The organism is Syntrophotaleaceae bacterium (genome assembly GCA_041390365.1).
Taxonomy (GTDB): Bacteria; Desulfobacterota; Desulfuromonadia; order Desulfuromonadales; family Syntrophotaleaceae; genus JAWKQB01.
The window spans coordinates 1,001,464-1,017,994 of record JAWKQB010000001.1 but is presented as its reverse complement, the minus strand read 5'-3'; the positions used below and the strand labels follow the sequence as shown (position 1 = coordinate 1,017,994).

Here is a 16,531-nt window from a genome sequence, read left to right as displayed (position 1 = left end):
AAGCCTGTCGGCAATTCCAACAGGCTTTTCCACGGATTCTTCCCCCCCTGCTCGGCAGGAGGACTTCACTCGACCGCTACTCTTCTATAACCCGACCCTCGTTTTCAGGGGTTTCAGCAGGCTGCTCAGCAGGCGGCTCAACGGTTTCAGCAGGCGGCTCAACGGTTTCAGCAGGCGGCTCAACGGTTTCAGCGGGCTGCTCAACGGTTTCAGCGGGCTGCTCGGTCGTTGCGGGCGGAGCGGTTTCCTCCTGCGTTTCGCAGGCAACAACAGTGAGGGCGGCCATCAGCACCATACTCCAGATCAGAACCAGTTTCTTCAAGGGGTTCACCTCCTTCTGAAAATTTGACGGACCTTTGACAGTGACCCTGGGAGGGCCTGCCAGCTCATTCCCGTTATTCTACCGCAATTTTTTCATTTTTGTTGGTTTTAACTAATTTTTTTGTCCCCCCTCGCAATATCCTCGAAGTTTCAGGATGTTTTAAAAAAAACAGGGGATGATGTATTCACATCATCCCCCTTTTGTTATGAATCTTGGAGAGTCGTCCCGTATCAGGAACCGACTTTCTGAAACCCACGTCCGACCAGCAGGGCACCGGTAAAGGTGAGCAGAACTCCGATAAGACCAGCCAGTCCTGTAGCAAGTCCCGGATGCCCAACACCGGGAACAGTATAATCCGCAAGAGGAGCAAACCTGACCACCTCCATTACCGGGAGAAACTTCAGGGATTCGGCCACCATTTCCAGACCGTCGGGAAAACTGCTGGCAAACGGGCTCAGAAACAGACCCGCGCCGCAGGCAACGGCAAGGGTCAGGGCCAGCTTTTTGGAAAAACCGAAAGCAGCGTTTTCACGACCAAGGAGAGCCAGACAGGCCCCGGTAATGAGTCCTTCCCCGATACCTATCAAGGCATGACTGCCAAGCATGGCCGGCACCACCCTGCCGAATTCGACGGCTCCGGAAGCGGTCAACTCTACACACACCCCAAGGGCGGCCAGCATTACGGAAAACCAGGCAGCCAGGCCATACAACAAGGCCCGCTGCAGAAGTTTCGTATCAACCCTGTGGCGGAGGACTTCGTTCATCAGGGCGCCGACACCGACTCCAATCAGCGCCATGTTGGTGACGTTCGCCCCCAGGGCCACCATCCCGCCATCTCCAAAAATCAGTGCCTGAACAGCCAGAACAAAGGTCATGGACAGAACCCCCAGAGGCGCTCCGAGCAGGGCAGCTGCCAAAACCCCGCCCAGAAGATGCCCTGAGGTTCCGTTGGCAATGGGAAAATTCAGCATCTGTCCGGCAAAAATCAGGGAGGTCACCGCAGCGAATTTCGTCAGATCCTGATTTTTCCCTGATTTCGAAACAACAGCGACCGCGGCCGCTACGCCTCCAGCAGCGATAGCTATGGTGACAGGGCAAACCGCGCCCTGAAGCATCGGATCGGGTATATGCATGGTATTCCTCCTAGTGAGATGTTCCGTAAGTTTCGTTCAACACTAATCCTGCTTTTTAGCCTTATGGTTTTCCAAATCGAAATCGCTATCGCAATCGAAATCGGGGGTTAGCCTTTTTATGCAAAATCCAAAGCAAATGCCCGATTTCGAGAAATAGATTCGTCCAGTCGATTCAGCCTATCGCTCCGGCCAGCCCCATTACGCTGCGATAATACCAGTCCCCCCGGGTGTCCGCAAGCAACGGTCCGATATCCCTTCCAATGAGCGTTTGCGCCCGATAGAGGTCATACAGATACCCGCAAAGGCGGGTGTCTCCAACCAGAATATAACCATTGATGCGTCCCTCCCGGAGATAGACCCGCCGAAACAGATCTCCTCTTTCGAAAGTTACGGCCTCTCCTTCAAAGCGCCCGACCGAAAGGACGGGAAAATCGAGGTGTTTACGCAGAACGTTGGTATTGACGGAACCGCTGAAAAGAACCGGTTCCCCAAGGACCTGCCTTGCAGCCGTCCGCGCCTGTTCCACGGCATTGGGCGCCATGGCATAAAGTCCCGGCCGACCGTCGACGGCATGCCGGGTCAGGGCCACATCCCCGGCAACGTAAATCAGGGGGTCGGCCAGCAGATCCTGCGTTGCGGAAACGCCCCGATCATCGCCGGTCAGGGGGCCGGAATTTGGTGTCACCCCCGTAGCGATGATCAGCAGGGAGGTTTCGATCCGGGTGCCATCGGTCAGTTGTACACCTGCCAGGCGCCCGTCCCGCCTCTCGATACCGGCTACCTCGGTTCCCAACCGGATATCCAGGCTGGTTTTTTCGGCGAGTTTTCGGGTGGCGAACTGCCCGCCTTCCACATCGGTCATCTGCGACAGCAGTCGGTTGTTCCGATGCACCAGGGTGACCTGCAGCCCCCGGTGCCAGAGGGCGAGGGCAGCGTCGGTACCGATAAAACCTCCGCCGAAAACGACAGCGCGCGAACAGGCCTCCTCACGGATCTGCCGGTCGATGTCCAGCATGTCCGACAGACTTTTAAAACCATGGACCCCTTCCGTTTCGAGCCATTCGGGCCGCGGAAACCAGCTCCTCGCCCCCGCCGCAAAGAACAGCCGGTCGTAGCCCTCCACCCGGCCCGATTCGGTCCTGACCTGCCGCCGTTCGGCATCCACCTCGACCACCTTTTCAGACAGGCGGGTGGTCACTCCGTAGCGATTATAGAAATCCTCTCCTTTCCAGAAAACATCGGCAAGGGGTTCCCCCGCCAGGAAGAAAGGTATGATGCAGGGCGAATAGGGAGCATAAGGTTCGTCGCTGATCATCACGATCTCGCCGGCAAAGCCTCCCTGACGCAGGTTCTGCACGAATTCGGCCGCGGCCATGCCGGTGCCGACGGTCACGATCTTCATGATTCACTCTCCCGCCGCCGGGCAAAAGCTTTGCGGCGGAGTTCCCGGTAGAGGGCGAACAGAGGCGGCTCTCCCCCTTCCCCCAGCAGATAGATCTTGAGGTTCTTCACCGCTCTGTTTTCCCGCAGAGGCTCCGATTCGCGAAATACCAGAGCCCCCGAGTGGCAAGCCGAAACACAGGCCGGGGTTTCCCCTTTCTTCAACTCCTCATGGCACAGATCGCACTTGTAGGCGATTTCCCGTCCGTGGGGAGAAGCATGGGTAATCTTGAAGGAGATGGCGTCGAAGGGGCAGACCATGGCGCACATGGCGCAGGCTTTACACTTTTTCGGATTGAGTACCACAGCCCCTGTGTCCGGATCCCTTTGCAGGGCCCCCGAGGGGCAGGCGGAAAGACAGGCGGCCGGATCGCAGTGCCGGCAGGAAACCGGAAAGGCTTCATGCTCCACTCCCAGCACCCGCACATTGACCTGGGTTTTGCCGTCACCCACCAGTCCGAAAAGGGTGCCGCTCGGGTGGTGAGCCACGGCACAGGCCGTTTCACAGGCCTTGCAGGCGACGCACTTTTTATAGTCGACAAAGATCTTCTTCATCAAAGCCTCCCCTCTTCCGCCTTTGCAAGGGCATCGGCGGAGGAAGTCTGAAACGCAATCATTTCGTCGGCCAAGGCATTCACGGCCGTCACATACGCGCTGTCCTGTTCGAGGATCCGGGTGACGTCAGGCTCAAGTTCCTCGAAACGGCACTCGCCGGGGAGTGTATGAATGGCATCGAACAGGGCTCCTGTGTCCTTTCCGGCCATCCTGGCAAAAGCCTCCAGCTTATCCCCGACTTCCTCCCGATAGCGGTTGACAACCAGATGAATGCGGGGGATGCCGAGCTGGCGGGCGAGTTCGGCGGCATGGGCCGCCACCGAAAGGGCATTGAAGGAGAGATCGCTGACCACCAGGCATTGGGAAAAACCCTTTGCCAGGGCCCGGCCGAAATGTTCCACCCCGGCCTGGGTATCAAGCAGGATCGCTTCCTCCTCCCGGAGGGCCAGGTAGTTCAGGACCGAGTCGAGAAGCACATTTTCCGAGCAGAGGCAGCCGGCTGCCGCCTGGACAACAGTCCCCATGACGAGCAGGCTGAGTTTTTCGTCGATCCGCACCCCGAACCGGTCCACAACGTCCTCGACATTGGGATTGAGGCGGAACAGGGCGCCGAAGGACTTGCCGGGACGGGCCCCGGTCTTCTCCTCGATGTAGTCGGGATTCCGGCTGAGCGGCACGATCCCCTTGACCTGATCGGCCGGCAGACCGAGGGCGTGGGGCAGATTCATCTGCGGATCCTCGTCGGCGGCCAGCACCCTGATCCCGCGCTGACCAAGGATTTTGGCCAGGCAGCTGGTCAGGGTGGTTTTGCCGACACCGCCCTTGCCGGTGATGACGACGCGAAATCCTTTGTTGGTCATCATCCTCCCCCTCACAGGCCGAGTCCGGCCCGTTTTTCCATGATGATCGCTTCCATCCGGTCGGCGGTCGCGATGGGGTCCTCTTCCACGAAGAAGTAGCCGCCAAGGAGGTCCTTCGCGGACTCCGTCAGGATCTTGGTGACAGCGGCCGAACCGAGAATCGGCGGCACGGGCCAGAGGTGCACCGGCAGGCCGCTGCCGACAAAATAGGAACCGATGGCCACGGCTTTTTCCGTCGTCCATTCCGGTGCCGACCCGACAACGGGCAGGGCGGCCGTGTCGACACCGAGATGATCGGCCAGCGCCCCGGTCAGAACCAGCATCCGCGAACAGTCGACGCAGGAGCCCATATGCAGCACCGGGGGAATGCCGAGCTGTTCGCACACCGCCTTGAGTCCGGGGCCGGCGAGGCTTTGGGCCCGCGTGTTCATCAAACCGGCCTTGGCCGCGGCAATCGCCCAGCAGCCGGTACCGACCACCAGGATGTCCCGTTTGATCAGCTCCCGGGTCAGGGCCAGATGGAAGAAGTCCTGCTGCACCTTGACGTTGTTGCAGCCGACCAGCCCGACCACACCTTTGATGGTGCCGTTGGCGATAACCTCCACCAGGGGATCAGGCTTGCCGCCCAGAGCGGCCAGAATCTGCTCGACGGTGAAGCCGACCATGGCCTCTTCCGTCTCCTGGGGGATATAGACTTTGGCCTGATTGCGGTTGGGGAAGGCGTCGATGGCGGTCTGGATGATCCGCCGGGCAATGGCGTTGGCGTCTTTCTCCTCAAACTGGATATGCAGCGCGCCGGGGATGTTGGTCTGCTCGCTGGTGGTGATGAACCGGGTGTGGAAGCAGGAGGAAAGGTCGGCCAGGGAGGGGAAGATGCACTGCACGTCGACCACCATCGCCTCCACCGCCCCGGTCATGATGGCCAGTTCGCTGTGCAGCAGGTTGCCCGCCACGTTGACCCCCTGGCGCATCAGGATCTCGTTGCCGGTACAGCAGAGACCGGCGACGTTGACTCCTTTTGCGCCGACGGCTTTGGCGGCCTGCGCCATTTCCGGAGAGCGGGCCCATTCCACGACCTTTTCCGACAGCACCGGTTCGTGGCCGTGAACCAGCACGTTGACCATGTCCGGATCCAGCACCCCGAGATTGGCCTTGATGGTCCGCACCGTCGGCGAGCCGAAGAGGATGTCCTGGCATTCGGTGGCGATCAGCGACCCGCCCCACCCGTCACCGAAGGAGCAGCGCAGCGCCTGGGCGACCAGCGACAGAGGATCGGCGTCGCAGCCGAAATGGGTTCGATGCATGATGTCGACCACTTCACGGTCGATACCCCTCGGCAGCAGACCGATGCGGGCGCCGGTCAATTCTCCCAGGGTTTTTTCAACGTTTTTCAACAGCTCGAGGCGTTTTTTCGGCATGTATTTCAAGACAATGGGGAGGGTCTCCTCCCCCTGCGCCCCGAAACAGGCGATGGCCAGATCGGCGACGTCGTTTGCGACCTCAAGGGTCTCCCGCCCTTCGGCGGGAATGCCGAGGCGACCGGCGACGACAAACAGCTTATCGGGATTAATGATGCTGTAGTCGGTGTTCCGTCCGGTTGCCACATCCTTCAGCAGCAGGGCCACCTTGCGGCCGTGATCGGAATGGGCCGAGGATCCTGCTGCGGCCATGCGGGCCAGGTTCCTGGCGACCATGGTGTCTGCATTGCTGCCACAAACCCCTTTTTGCGGACCTTCCCCCAAGGGGTCGATCCGGCAGGGCCCCATGGAACAGTTGCGGCAGCAGGTGCCGAGCTGTCCGTAACCGCATTGCGGCTGTTGTTTCTCCAGACGATCCCAGGCGGTTTCCAGTCCGTGGGCATCGGCGATCTTCAGCATTTTCACCGCTGCGGAATCGACGCTGCGGCAGTCCGGTTTTTCAAACATGGCGGCTCCTTGAAGGTAAAGACTGATCCGACTAAAATACTGCGGGAATTCTAGACAGAATTAATGGCGGGTTGCAATGAATTGATTGTGAATGGCGGATTAAACAAGTGAACGGTCTTCATCGAAGGCCGATCCTGGCAAGAAATTCCCTTGCCCGGGTGCGGCTGACCGGGAGACGGGCATCGCAATTTTCGAGGCTGACGGTCAGGGACCCGTTTTCGCGGTCGATCTTGTCGATCTTGCCGAGATTCACAATGTAGCTGCGGTGGATGCGATAGAAACTGCTTTTGGACACCCCCTCCTCCAGCACTCCGAGACCAAGATCGCAAAGAAATTCCCCCCTGGCGGTTATGACCTTGGAATAGATGTTTTCCGCCTTCAGATAGAGCACTTCGGCCGGATCAATGAGCCGGATGCCGTTTCCTGCAGTCACGGGAATCTTGACCAGATCGTGCTGGGAGGTGGTGATAAAGGAGGTGATATCGTAGACCAGGCAGCAGTTCAGGGAATCCTTGAACTCCTTGTCCACCAGCGGCATCAATTTCAGCAGGAGGAACCGCTCCTGGTCCCCGCTGTTCATCCGCTTGATGGAAAAGGGGATCGACCGGGTCGAATCCTTCATGAGGGAAAAGACCTCTTTCAGCCGCTCCCGGGATTTGGGACCGTGCATCTCCATCAGATCCCTGCCGAGCAACTCCTCCCGGGGTACATCCCGAAAGATCAGCATCAGGGCATGATTGATGTGGGATACCGAGAAGTCGTTGCCGAACAGGACGATACCCGGATCCAGCTTCTCGAGATGTTCGAGCAGGTTCTTGTTGTCCATCTGGCCGTTCAACATTCTAAAGGACCGGAATCAGGGAAATTTTTCTTCTGCCAGGATTCTAGCAGCAACCGGGGGGAAAAGGCCAGCCCTGATTACAGGCGGAAAGCAGACTTCTGGACACTGGGTCCCTAAAAAAAACCGGCAGCTTTGGGGAGATCCCGAAACTGCCGGCCGAGTCATCGATTCGAATCTGTTTTAGGCAAAGGAACGGGCGAACAGTTCCTCGATCGCCTTTTTGCCGTTTTCCTGCAGGTAGCGGGTGCCAGTCCCGGTAAAGTGGGGATGGCGGATAACCGGCTGATCGGCCCCCTGGCACGGCACCCATGCCGACTGGTTCCAGCGGAACCAGCCGTCCTGCTTCTGATCGAAGACCCACAGAGGCTTGTTGCAGAGCTTGGCGAATTCGGCGCCCCATCCGGTGCCGCCCTTGACGGTATTGTCATCCTGAATTTCGCCGACCACATAGATTTCCTGGCCGTTGTTGATCTGGTACCAGATGCTCTGCAGAATCTTGCGGATGCTGCGACTCTCCGAATAGCGCCGACTCAGCAGGCGCGAGACATATTCGAGACTGAAATCGCCGTTCTTGAGTTCTTCGTGAGTCAGAAAGCGCAGTCCTCGCTGCCGCTCGATCTTGTGCCCCTCGAACGTGAAATTGACCTCGTCGATGCCGAAACATTCGGCATTGGCACCGAAAGCTGCTTCCGCTCCATTGGCCCCACCGCTGTAGAGCACATATTGTTCCCTGTCCATGTCAGACTCCTCCTTCGACTTTGAATACTTTTCATCAAGGGCAGAGACAGCCCCGTCCCCGGATTATTTCTAAACCAGAATGTCCAGCAATGTATCCTGAAAGGCTTTGCGTCTCATTATACAAAAAGAGAACCCATATCGCTGGAAATAAAAATCGCGCGTCGCAGGATCCAATGCCGATCGCCTTGAGGCACTTCTAACCGAGAAGCTTTCATCCTGTCAATCGATTTTCCTGCAAAACCCTGCCGGTCCTGCCCGTTTTCCAAGGCGACTGCGGTATAATAATGAGCATCTCCCAAAAAATTCGCAGGAACGATTGTCCCGCCCGTGATCATCATCGGGCGATTCATGGGAGAAACAGGAAAGGAGATTTCGTCATGACCGATGTCAAGAACAGGATAGAGGAACTGATTGTCAATGCCCGCGCCGCCGCGGCACAGTTCAAGAAATATGAGCAGACGCAGGTCGACTCGATCATCGCGGCCATGGAAAAGGCCGGAACCGCCAACGAAAGGAAACTGGCGGAAATGGCCGTAGAAGAAACGGGCATGGGAAAGGTCGAGGACAAGGTCGTCAAAAACCACATCGGCTGCCATGTGGTTTATGAGTACCTGAAGGACAAGCCCTCGGTGGGCATCATCAGTGAAAACGATGGCATCATCGAAATCGCTGAACCTTTCGGGATCGTGGTGGCCGTTACCCCCACCACAAACCCGACCTCCACCACCATGTTCAAAGCCCTCATTTCCTTGAAGGGCCGCAACGTCATCGTCTTCGCCTTCCATCCCCGGGCCCAGGGATGCAGCGCCGCAGCCGCCACCCTGCTGAGAGACGCTGCCATCGCCGCGGGGGCGCCTCAGAACTGCATACAGTGGATCGAAGAACCGTCCATCGAGGCCACCAACCTGCTCATCACCCATCCGAAGGTCAACCTGGTCATCGCCACCGGCGGCGGCGCTCTGGTCAAGGCCGCCTACAGCTCGGGCCATCCGGCACTGGGAGTTGGACCGGGCAATGTTCCGGTCTATGTGGAAAAAACCGCCAATCTGAGCATGGCTGTCAACAACATCATCGCCTCCAAGACCTTCGACCACGGCACCCTCTGCTCGGCGGATCAGAGCGTCATCTTCGACGACGAGAACATCGCCGAAAAAGCTTTAAGGATGTTTGCCGAAAGGGGAGCATTCATCTGCAGCGAAGATGAAAAGTCGAAGCTGGCCAAAGTCATGTTCGACGAGGAAAAAGGTGTTCCAAGCCAAAAGATCATCGGGCAGTCCCCTCAGGTGATTGCAAGACTCGCGGGGTTCGATGTGCCTGACGACACCAAGCTGCTGATGGTGCCGCTGGATGTCAGTCGTATAGGACCGGAGGACATGCTGAGCCATGAAAAACTTTCCCCGGTCCTCGGCTATATGGTTGCCAGGGGCAAGGACGAGGCAATCGCGACCTGCATCAAGCAGCTCGAGTTCGGCGGGGCCGGCCATACCGCCACCTGCTACTCCCATGACGATGAAGTCCTCAAGGAGTTTTCGCTGGCGGTTCCCGCCAACCGGGTGGTCCTCAACGCTCCTTCCGCTCACGGTTCCGTGGGACAGTTGTACAACGAACTGGTTCCCTCCATGACCCTGGGCTGCGGCACCGCGGGCGGCAATGTAACCACGGACAACATCAACTATCGTCACCTGCTCAACATCAAGCGGGCCGCCCTGCGCAACAAACCCGAAACGGAGGATGAGTAAGTTTGTTGATTCCGGCGGTTCCGGCCCGAACCGTCGGAATTCCGGCTTCGCCGGATTGCTGTTAGTGCAGAAGGAGGGCGGATCGAATGACTGAAAAGCTGGACATCGCCAGAAACTGGCTGCCACGGTATACGGGATCGACGCTGGATGAAATCGGCGATTATGTTCTCCTGACCAATTTCCGCGCTTACCTGAACCGTTTTGCGGCAAGATTCAACTGTGAAATCCGGGGCGTGGACAGGCCGATGCCCTCCGCAACCAATTCCCAGGGCCTGACCATGATCCATTTCGGCATGGGTTCGGCCAATGCAGCCACCATCATGGACCTGCTGAGTGCGCGCAGACCCAGGGGAGTTCTGCTGTTGGGAAAATGCGGCGGTTTGAAAACGTCCTCGGAAATCGGCCACTTCATCCTGCCTATTGCCGCCATCCGCAGTGAAGGGACCAGCGATGAATACTTTCCTCAGCAGGTGCCCGCCCTGCCTTCCTTCAAACTGCACAAGTTTGTTTCCGAGAAGATCCTGGCCCATGGCCACGATTACCGCACAGGGGTCGTTTACACCACCAATCGCCGGCTGTGGGAACACGACCGGGAATTTCTGAAACGGCTGCAGGCCATGACCTGCATTGCCATCGACATGGAAACGGCCACCCTGTTCATCGTCGGCCACTACAACGCCATCTCCCGCGGAGCCCTGCTGCTGGTTTCCGATCTGCCCTTCTCCCCCGAGGGCATCAAAACGGAAGAAATGGACGAAAAAGTGTCCCGGCAATGGACCGACGTCCACCTGCAGATCGGTATCGAAGCGATGACGGAAATCGGTGAAATGGGCGAAAAAATAAAACATTTTCGCTATTAATAGAGTCGCAATCCGCTCCCGCTCGGAGATCCGCGCCCCCTTGTTCGAAAAATCCTATCTGGCATGGGCCATCGTTGTCGTTGTCGTAATCGTAGTCGTTGCCGCAATATCGATTACGATTACGACAACGACAACCGTTCCGCTACCGCTTCACTGACAACGAAAAAACGGTCTCCGAGGTTCATAGCGGGAAAATCTTATAATTACTTGCCCTGGATCAAGGTTTTGTGGTTGTATCCCCCGTATCCTGAAGACAATCAGCGGTCGAGGGTCCCTGTCAAGGAGAATATTGAGCGATGAAGATGGATATCCGGAAATCCGTAAAGGCCTCCAACTACGAGCAGGAAGCTCCCTTTCTGCCCTACCCGAGCAAGCTGTTCGTTGAGACGACGACCTTCTGCAATCTGCGCTGCCCGATGTGCGTCAAGCAGTCCTGTGACAGCAGGGTCATCGACGGGGACATGAGCCGGGAAACCTTCGCCGCCCTGGAGCCCGCCTTTCCCCGTCTCGAATCGCTGGTCCTCAACGGCATCGGCGAACCGCTCATGCACCCCCACCTGCTCGAATGGATTGCCAGAGCCCGTTCAGCCATGCCCGACAGCGCATGGATCGGCTTCCAGTCCAACGGCCTGCTCCTGGATCAGCAAATCGCCCGGAAGCTGGTCGAGGCCGGACTCGACCGCATCTGCCTGTCGGTGGACGGGGTCAAGCCCGAAACCTTCAGCAAGGTTCGCCAGGGGGAAGACCTCAGCGATATGGATCGGGCCTTTGCCCTGCTGGCCGAAGCGCGCCGCTCACAGTCCGACTGCCGGCTCAAGGTCGGCGCGGAATTCGTTACCATGCTGGAGAATTTCCGTCAGCTTCCCGACACCATTCGCTGGGTGGCAGAGCGCGGAGCCGACTTTTTCATCGTCTCCCAAACCCTGCCATACGATTCTTCGTCGGTAAAGCAGACCACCTACCATAACGCCAGCGAGGCGGCCATCGAACTCTTCGACAAATGGAAAAAGCACCTGGCGGAGATGGACCTGGATATCTACCTGTACGACTACATGTCCTGGGAGAGGGAGCGGGTTCTGAAGCATACGGTGGATCCGCGCATCGCCCAGGTCAATACTCTGGTCAATCAGATGCGCAAGGAAGCGCGCAGGACCGACGTTTTTCTCGACGTCATCCAGATGCTGCGGCGGGATTCGGCTCTGCAGGCCGAGGTCATGGACACCTATGCCGAGGCACAGCAGGTTGCCGATGAGCTGGGAATCGCCCTCAAGCTCCCGGTCACGACGCCATTAGCTGTCCGCAAGTGCGATTTCGTCACCGGCGGCTCGGCCTTCATCTCCTGGTACGGGGGCGTCCATCCCTGTTACTACCTCTGGCACCAGTACCGCTGTTATATCAACGACTGGGACCGGCTGGTCAAGGTCAAGGAATTCGGCAACGTCAACCACCGTCCGCTTCTGGATATCTGGAACAGCGATGAATTCCGCACCTTTCGCGGCAACGTGGTGAAGTTCGATTATCCCTATTGCGCCAACTGTTGCGTGGCCCCCTGCGATCTGGTGCAGGAGGAGGATTTCGTCCACGACTGTTTCGCCAACAACGAACCCTGCGGTTCCTGCCAGTGGGCCATGGGCCTGCTGCAATGCCTCCAGTAGGGGCGATTCACGGGAAAAAGGGTCTAGTGTCCCGTGCGGTTAATCCTGCCTTCAAATTCCGGCCTTTTTGGCCGCTGCCTGCGTTGCGCCTTCAACCGCAAGGGACACTAGTCAGCATTGTTGTTTGTTGAAAACCTGAAGATCTTAAACCTTTTCCAAATCGAAATCGGGATCGGGATCGAAATCGGCTTTTGATCTTGATTTTACCCCTCACTCCTCACCCCTCATCCCTCACGCCCTATAATAACCATTCAATCCTGAACCGAAAGAACAAATCGCGTACCGATGTAGATGATTTCATCACCGCAGAAAATCCGCAGAAAGCGGTCGGCCTGGCTCAGACAGTCGCTAACCCGGCTGTTTTCGGCGGGGAGGTTCACAAACATTTCACCGCTGATCTCACCGATGCGGGTTCTGATTCGGACGGTATAATTTTTCCCCAGCCGGTCCAGATCGTCCCACTCTTCCTCGGCGGTAGCTCTGACAGTGACGATGTTGACCACATTCAGATGGACCAGACCCTGCACGGTGGCAACCGGTATGAATCCGCTTTCTCCGTTCAGAAGTTCCCCCACCTTCTGCGGCCCGAAGTGACGGACTTCATAAAGCCAGAGAAACACATCTCCTTCAACTTCGCTGCCGTCGATGAGAGTAAACCGAACCCGGCGCCGCTTTTTTGCAATAACCTGCTCCGTCATATCAGTCTTTCAGCCTCCTTGAAACATGGTCTTGTTGGACGCGAACTTTAGCGCCTCGTCCCGATTGATCCTGCCCGCCACCAGCAATTCCTGGATGGCCTGATCCATCAGCTGCATCCCCTGAGCCTTTCCGGTCTGAATCACCGAAGGGATCTGGAAAGTTTTCCCCTCCCGGATCAAATTGGCCACGGCCGGATTCACATGAAGTATTTCCAGTGCGGCGCAGCGTTTGCCGTCGACGGTTTTCAGCAGCTGCTGGGCGATCACCCCCTTGAGGGATTCGCCGAGCATGGTCCGGATCTGTTCCTGCTGATTGGTCGGAAAAACATTGATGATCCTGTCCACCGTTTTGGCGGCACTGTTGGTGTGCAGGGTGCCGAAAACAAGATGACCGGTTTCTGCAGCGGTAATGGCCAGTTCGATGGTTTCCAGATCCCGCATCTCCCCGACCAGAATCAGATCGGGATCCTCCCGCAGGGCCGCCTTGAGAGCGGCGGCGAAGGACCGGGTGTGACGTCCGACCTCCCGCTGGTTGACAAGGCTCTGCTGGCTGACGTGGACAAATTCCACCGGATCCTCGACGGTCAGGATGTGCTCCTTGCGCGTTTTATTGACATGATCGATCATCGCGGCCAATGTGGTCGATTTGCCGCTGCCTGTCGGTCCGGTGACCAGAACCATCCCCTTTTTGTAGCTGGTGAAATTGAGCACGGCAGGGGGCAGCCCCAACTGCTCCACGGTCAGGATTTTGGCCGGAATCAGGCGGAAGACGGCACTGATGCCGAGCCTTCCCATGAAGATGTTGGCCCGAAAACGGGACTCCAGGCTCGCCACTTCGTAGGCAAAATCGAGGTCCTGGGTCTCCTCGAAAACCGCGCGCTGCGCCTCGCTCATGATCTCGTAGAGCAGAGCCTTGTTCTGCTCGTGTCCGATCGGTCGGTCGAAGATCGGCTCCAGATCCCCCGCACGCCGGATCAAAGGCGGATTCCCCGGACTGAGATGAAGGTCTGAACCACCCTTTTCTTTCAAAATTTTGAACAGCGCGTCAATTTTTGCCATCTGTATTGTCCCCTGGTCATTCATTCGGAACCTGAAAAATGCCATTGCAGCCCAATCAGGGCGTGAGGCGCAAGGTCGTTCCGGCAACCCGGAGCGTCCCCGCCAGGGGAACCAGCAAGTTGCATGCCTGACATTACGGACTGCAGCACGGGAATTTCAAAATTTAATAAACAAGTCGAAATCTTAATTCATAACTACACGAAAGTTAATATTTTTTCTTGCCCTTGACAGTTTTCGGCCCCCTGATAGTGTTCGATAGGCGAGGTTCCATCCCGGAGGGCAAAGGAGGTAGAACATGCCCATGGAAATGCCCAAGGTTAAAGACTGTACCGTCAGCAACTGTGCCTACAACAGAGAAAAAGCCTGCCATGCACTGGCAATTACCATCGGGGAAAATCCCGATCAACCGATCTGTGACACCTTTTTCGAATCCTCCTCTCATGGCGGCGTCAAGGAAGTGACTGCCGGAGTGGGTGCCTGCAAAACCGAAGACTGCACCTATAACAAGGATTTCGAATGTACCGCCTCCAATATCCAGGTCGGAATGAAAAGCGGTCAGCCTGACTGCCTGACCTACAAAAAACACTGACAACCCATTCATTCCTGATCGGAATGGAAACCCCTTTTACCCTTTCCCACCCTCGCGGGTAACCTCCAATTTTTGAACAGTCCTGGTTTTCCAGCAAAGGCCTGCTGTGTGATTATCCCCCCGACCGGTATCCGGCCGGGGGTTTTTGTGCCCTGCTTGCATAGCCGGGTTTCGCCATTAAACTCTGGGTAGCTTGCAGAGTGAACTCATGAACCCCCACTCCCGCTCATTTTTCATTTTATTGAGGTTCAGGATGGATGAATATCTGGTGCTCGGGGCCATTCTGACATCTGCACTCTACCTTTTCTGGACCCAGAAGCTGTCCTATGAACTGATCGCCGCCCTGGTCCTTATCTGCCTGATCCTGCCCTGGCCCCATCCGGATGGAACCTGGGAATCAGTCCTGACTTATCAGGAGGCCTTTTCAGGTTTCGGCAGTTCAGCCGTCATCATGATTGCGGCCATGTTCATATTCGGCGGCGCGCTGGTTCAGACTGGAGCGGCGGAATGGGCGGGAGTCCGGCTTTTTCGGGCTGCTTCCAAACGGGAATGGATGCTGCAGTTGACGATCCTGACCGCGACCACCCTCTGCTCCATGTTCGTCAACGATACAACGACCGTCCTGGTCTTCATGCCGTTGATACTTACGGTCTGCCGGGAAAAAGACCTGGTACCGTCCCGGTACCTGATGTTTGCCGCCTATGGATCGCTCCTGGGCGGCCAATGGACCCTTATCGGCACTCGGAGTAATATCCTGATCAATGATTTTTACCGGCAATATACCGGGGAAGGGCTCGGGTTTTTCGATTTTACCCCCATGGCGGCTGGAATTTTTCTGGCATCCGCCTTCTACCTGATCGCTTTCGGCAGAAGGTTTCTTCCTACCTGGGGCAAAGAGGAAAGATCTGAGGAAACAAGGGAATATCTGGCGGAGGTCCTGGTGATGGAAAGCTCCTCCTCAGTAGGCAAGATAGTCGAGGATCTCGACTGGTCAAAACGGAGCGATCTCGCCATCATCGACGCCCTTCGCCAGGGGCAGAGAATTCCCCGCTGGTTCCGGCTGGAACCCGGCGACGTCCTGATCATGAAAGGACCGCCCCACACGATCCAGGAACTGCTCAAATCCACAGACTTTCAATTGGTGGGTGAAGTGAAAATGGATCAAAAAACCCTGAGGAGCGTCAATCTGGTCACGGTTGAAGCCCTGCTGGCACCCAACTCCTTCTATCAGGGAGCCACCTTTGCCCAGATGGACTTCAGCCGTTTCTATCGTTTTACTCTTATCGGCATATCCCGCAACGGCGAGACCCTGCTCAGCCGACCCACGGAAATCCCCCTCAAATACGGGGACTATCTGCTGCTGCTTGGGAACGTTGGAGATCTGCCTCGCTTGCGGAGCAACCCGAACCTGATCCTTCTGGGGGAAAAATCGGTCCCGGCCATCGGCCGGCGCAAGGCGGTCCTGACCCTGAGCCTCCTGGCCGGCATCATCTTCACCGCGGTGACCGGACTGTTCGCCCCGCCGGTATCTATTCCCCTGGCGGCCCTGCTGGCTATTCTTCTCGGTTGCATCAATCTTCAGGACGCCTACAAGAATATCGACTTGCCGACCATCATCACCCTGGGGGGCATGATACCTCTGGGTCTGGCACTGGAAAAAACCGGGGCTGCAGCCGAAATCGCCCATCTTCTGGTAAGCGCCTTTCACCACGTTTCGCCGTTCATCCTCCTGGCTTCGATCCTGCTCTTGGCGGTGTTGTTGACCCAACTGATCGAAAATGCCGCGGTAGCGATCATTCTGGCTCCCCTCGCCTATCAGGTAGCTGCCGAAACGTCCCTGAATCCCAAACCCTTCATGGTAGGCTTGGCGATCTGCGTTTCATCCGCTTTCTGCACGCCTGTGGCTCACGAAAGCACCATACTGGTCCTCGGCCCCGGTCGCTACCGGTTCCACCATTATCTTCAGCTAGGCAGCATCCTGGCGGTGCTGACCTGGTTGCTTGGCACTCTCCTGACCCCCTTGGTTTGGCCTTTTTGACCCGCCTGTCGTCGTTTAGATACGGCAAACTTCCGTTCTGATCTAACCACTTACATAATTTTTTTCCAATTTGTGTCGT

16 protein-coding genes are annotated in these 16,531 nt (G+C 57.1%); 5 read left to right on the top strand and 11 right to left on the bottom strand.

Annotation, left to right across the window (positions count from 1 at the left end; genetic code table 11):
* Positions 1-76 precede the first annotated feature (76 nt).
* The 9 genes from R2940_04785 to R2940_04745 form a co-directional block, all read right to left on the bottom strand.
* The gene (locus R2940_04785) at positions 77-322 is read right to left on the bottom strand and encodes a hypothetical protein (GenBank protein ID MEZ4599088.1); all 246 of its coding nucleotides are present in this window, start codon (positions 320-322) and stop codon (positions 77-79) included.
* Positions 323-552: 230 nt separating this feature from the next.
* Positions 553-1,455 carry an energy-coupling factor ABC transporter permease gene (locus tag R2940_04780; protein MEZ4599087.1) on the bottom strand — a complete coding sequence of 301 codons (903 nt, stop codon included), beginning with the start codon at positions 1,453-1,455 and terminating at the stop codon, positions 553-555.
* 172 nt (positions 1,456-1,627) lie between these two features.
* The gene (locus tag R2940_04775; GenBank protein ID MEZ4599086.1) at positions 1,628-2,857 is read right to left on the bottom strand and encodes an FAD-dependent oxidoreductase; all 1,230 of its coding nucleotides are present in this window, start codon (positions 2,855-2,857) and stop codon (positions 1,628-1,630) included.
* Positions 2,854-3,450: a 4Fe-4S dicluster domain-containing protein gene (locus tag R2940_04770; protein MEZ4599085.1), complete on the bottom strand. Its 597-nt coding sequence runs from the start codon at positions 3,448-3,450 to the stop codon at positions 2,854-2,856. The genes R2940_04775 and R2940_04770 overlap by 4 nt, the downstream gene beginning before the upstream one ends.
* Complete coding sequence (locus R2940_04765) at positions 3,450-4,313, bottom strand: AAA family ATPase (GenBank protein MEZ4599084.1); 864 nt, start codon at positions 4,311-4,313, stop codon at positions 3,450-3,452. The genes R2940_04770 and R2940_04765 overlap by 1 nt, the downstream gene beginning before the upstream one ends.
* 8 nt (positions 4,314-4,321) lie before the next feature.
* Positions 4,322-6,235 (bottom strand): anaerobic carbon-monoxide dehydrogenase catalytic subunit, encoded by a 1,914-nt coding sequence (gene cooS / locus R2940_04760; GenBank protein MEZ4599083.1) that lies wholly within the window; start codon positions 6,233-6,235, stop codon positions 4,322-4,324.
* Positions 6,236-6,353: 118 nt separating this feature from the next.
* The gene (locus R2940_04755) at positions 6,354-7,061 is read right to left on the bottom strand and encodes a LytTR family transcriptional regulator DNA-binding domain-containing protein (protein MEZ4599082.1); all 708 of its coding nucleotides are present in this window, start codon (positions 7,059-7,061) and stop codon (positions 6,354-6,356) included.
* Positions 7,062-7,256: 195 nt separating this feature from the next.
* Positions 7,257-7,814: a hypothetical protein gene (locus R2940_04750; protein ID MEZ4599081.1), complete on the bottom strand. Its 558-nt coding sequence runs from the start codon at positions 7,812-7,814 to the stop codon at positions 7,257-7,259.
* A gap of 116 nt (positions 7,815-7,930) precedes the next feature.
* A complete protein-coding gene (locus tag R2940_04745) occupies positions 7,931-8,152 on the bottom strand; it encodes a hypothetical protein (protein MEZ4599080.1) in 222 nt (73 codons plus the stop codon).
* 39 nt (positions 8,153-8,191) lie between these two features.
* Between R2940_04745 and R2940_04740 the strand changes: the two genes are divergently transcribed.
* The 3 genes from R2940_04740 (at position 8,192) to R2940_04730 (ending at position 12,068) form a co-directional block, all read left to right on the top strand.
* A complete protein-coding gene (locus tag R2940_04740) occupies positions 8,192-9,553 on the top strand; it encodes an aldehyde dehydrogenase family protein (GenBank protein ID MEZ4599079.1) in 1,362 nt (453 codons plus the stop codon).
* Between the two features lie 86 nt (positions 9,554-9,639).
* A complete protein-coding gene (locus tag R2940_04735) occupies positions 9,640-10,413 on the top strand; it encodes an AMP nucleosidase (protein ID MEZ4599078.1) in 774 nt (257 codons plus the stop codon).
* A gap of 296 nt (positions 10,414-10,709) precedes the next feature.
* Complete coding sequence (locus R2940_04730; GenBank protein MEZ4599077.1) at positions 10,710-12,068, top strand: radical SAM/SPASM family putative metalloenzyme maturase; 1,359 nt, start codon at positions 10,710-10,712, stop codon at positions 12,066-12,068.
* A 251-nt stretch (positions 12,069-12,319) separates the two neighbouring features.
* Here R2940_04730 and R2940_04725 read toward each other — a convergent pair whose 3' ends face one another.
* Both R2940_04725 and R2940_04720 read right to left on the bottom strand, forming a co-directional pair.
* Positions 12,320-12,766 (bottom strand): hypothetical protein, encoded by a 447-nt coding sequence (locus R2940_04725; GenBank protein ID MEZ4599076.1) that lies wholly within the window; start codon positions 12,764-12,766, stop codon positions 12,320-12,322.
* A gap of 9 nt (positions 12,767-12,775) precedes the next feature.
* Positions 12,776-13,825 (bottom strand): type IV pilus twitching motility protein PilT, encoded by a 1,050-nt coding sequence (locus R2940_04720; protein ID MEZ4599075.1) that lies wholly within the window; start codon positions 13,823-13,825, stop codon positions 12,776-12,778.
* 295 nt (positions 13,826-14,120) lie between these two features.
* Between R2940_04720 and R2940_04715 the strand changes: the two genes are divergently transcribed.
* Complete coding sequence (locus R2940_04715; protein ID MEZ4599074.1) at positions 14,121-14,414, top strand: DUF1540 domain-containing protein; 294 nt, start codon at positions 14,121-14,123, stop codon at positions 14,412-14,414.
* A 253-nt stretch (positions 14,415-14,667) separates the two neighbouring features.
* Positions 14,668-16,452 (top strand): SLC13 family permease, encoded by a 1,785-nt coding sequence (locus R2940_04710; GenBank protein MEZ4599073.1) that lies wholly within the window; start codon positions 14,668-14,670, stop codon positions 16,450-16,452.
* The last annotated feature ends 79 nt before the right edge of the window (positions 16,453-16,531 follow it).

What these genes read in the sequence shown, in the direction of transcription:
- R2940_04780 (MEZ4599087.1), bottom strand. Translation starts at nt 1,455, where the DNA reads ATGCATATACCCGATCCGATGCTTCAGGGCGCGGTTTGCCCTGTCACC.
- R2940_04775 (MEZ4599086.1), bottom strand. Translation starts at nt 2,857, where the DNA reads ATGAAGATCGTGACCGTCGGCACCGGCATGGCCGCGGCCGAATTCGTG.
- R2940_04770 (MEZ4599085.1), bottom strand. Translation starts at nt 3,450, where the DNA reads ATGAAGAAGATCTTTGTCGACTATAAAAAGTGCGTCGCCTGCAAGGCC.
- R2940_04765 (MEZ4599084.1), bottom strand. Translation starts at nt 4,313, where the DNA reads ATGATGACCAACAAAGGATTTCGCGTCGTCATCACCGGCAAGGGCGGT.
- cooS (MEZ4599083.1), bottom strand. Translation starts at nt 6,235, where the DNA reads ATGTTTGAAAAACCGGACTGCCGCAGCGTCGATTCCGCAGCGGTGAAA.
- R2940_04755 (MEZ4599082.1), bottom strand. Translation starts at nt 7,061, where the DNA reads ATGGACAACAAGAACCTGCTCGAACATCTCGAGAAGCTGGATCCGGGT.
- R2940_04750 (MEZ4599081.1), bottom strand. Translation starts at nt 7,814, where the DNA reads ATGGACAGGGAACAATATGTGCTCTACAGCGGTGGGGCCAATGGAGCG.
- R2940_04745 (MEZ4599080.1), bottom strand. Translation starts at nt 8,152, where the DNA reads ATGATGATCACGGGCGGGACAATCGTTCCTGCGAATTTTTTGGGAGAT.
- R2940_04740 (MEZ4599079.1), top strand. Translation starts at nt 8,192, where the DNA reads ATGACCGATGTCAAGAACAGGATAGAGGAACTGATTGTCAATGCCCGC.
- R2940_04735 (MEZ4599078.1), top strand. Translation starts at nt 9,640, where the DNA reads ATGACTGAAAAGCTGGACATCGCCAGAAACTGGCTGCCACGGTATACG.
- R2940_04730 (MEZ4599077.1), top strand. Translation starts at nt 10,710, where the DNA reads ATGAAGATGGATATCCGGAAATCCGTAAAGGCCTCCAACTACGAGCAG.
- R2940_04725 (MEZ4599076.1), bottom strand. Translation starts at nt 12,766, where the DNA reads ATGACGGAGCAGGTTATTGCAAAAAAGCGGCGCCGGGTTCGGTTTACT.
- R2940_04720 (MEZ4599075.1), bottom strand. Translation starts at nt 13,825, where the DNA reads ATGGCAAAAATTGACGCGCTGTTCAAAATTTTGAAAGAAAAGGGTGGT.
- R2940_04715 (MEZ4599074.1), top strand. Translation starts at nt 14,121, where the DNA reads ATGCCCATGGAAATGCCCAAGGTTAAAGACTGTACCGTCAGCAACTGT.
- R2940_04710 (MEZ4599073.1), top strand. Translation starts at nt 14,668, where the DNA reads ATGGATGAATATCTGGTGCTCGGGGCCATTCTGACATCTGCACTCTAC.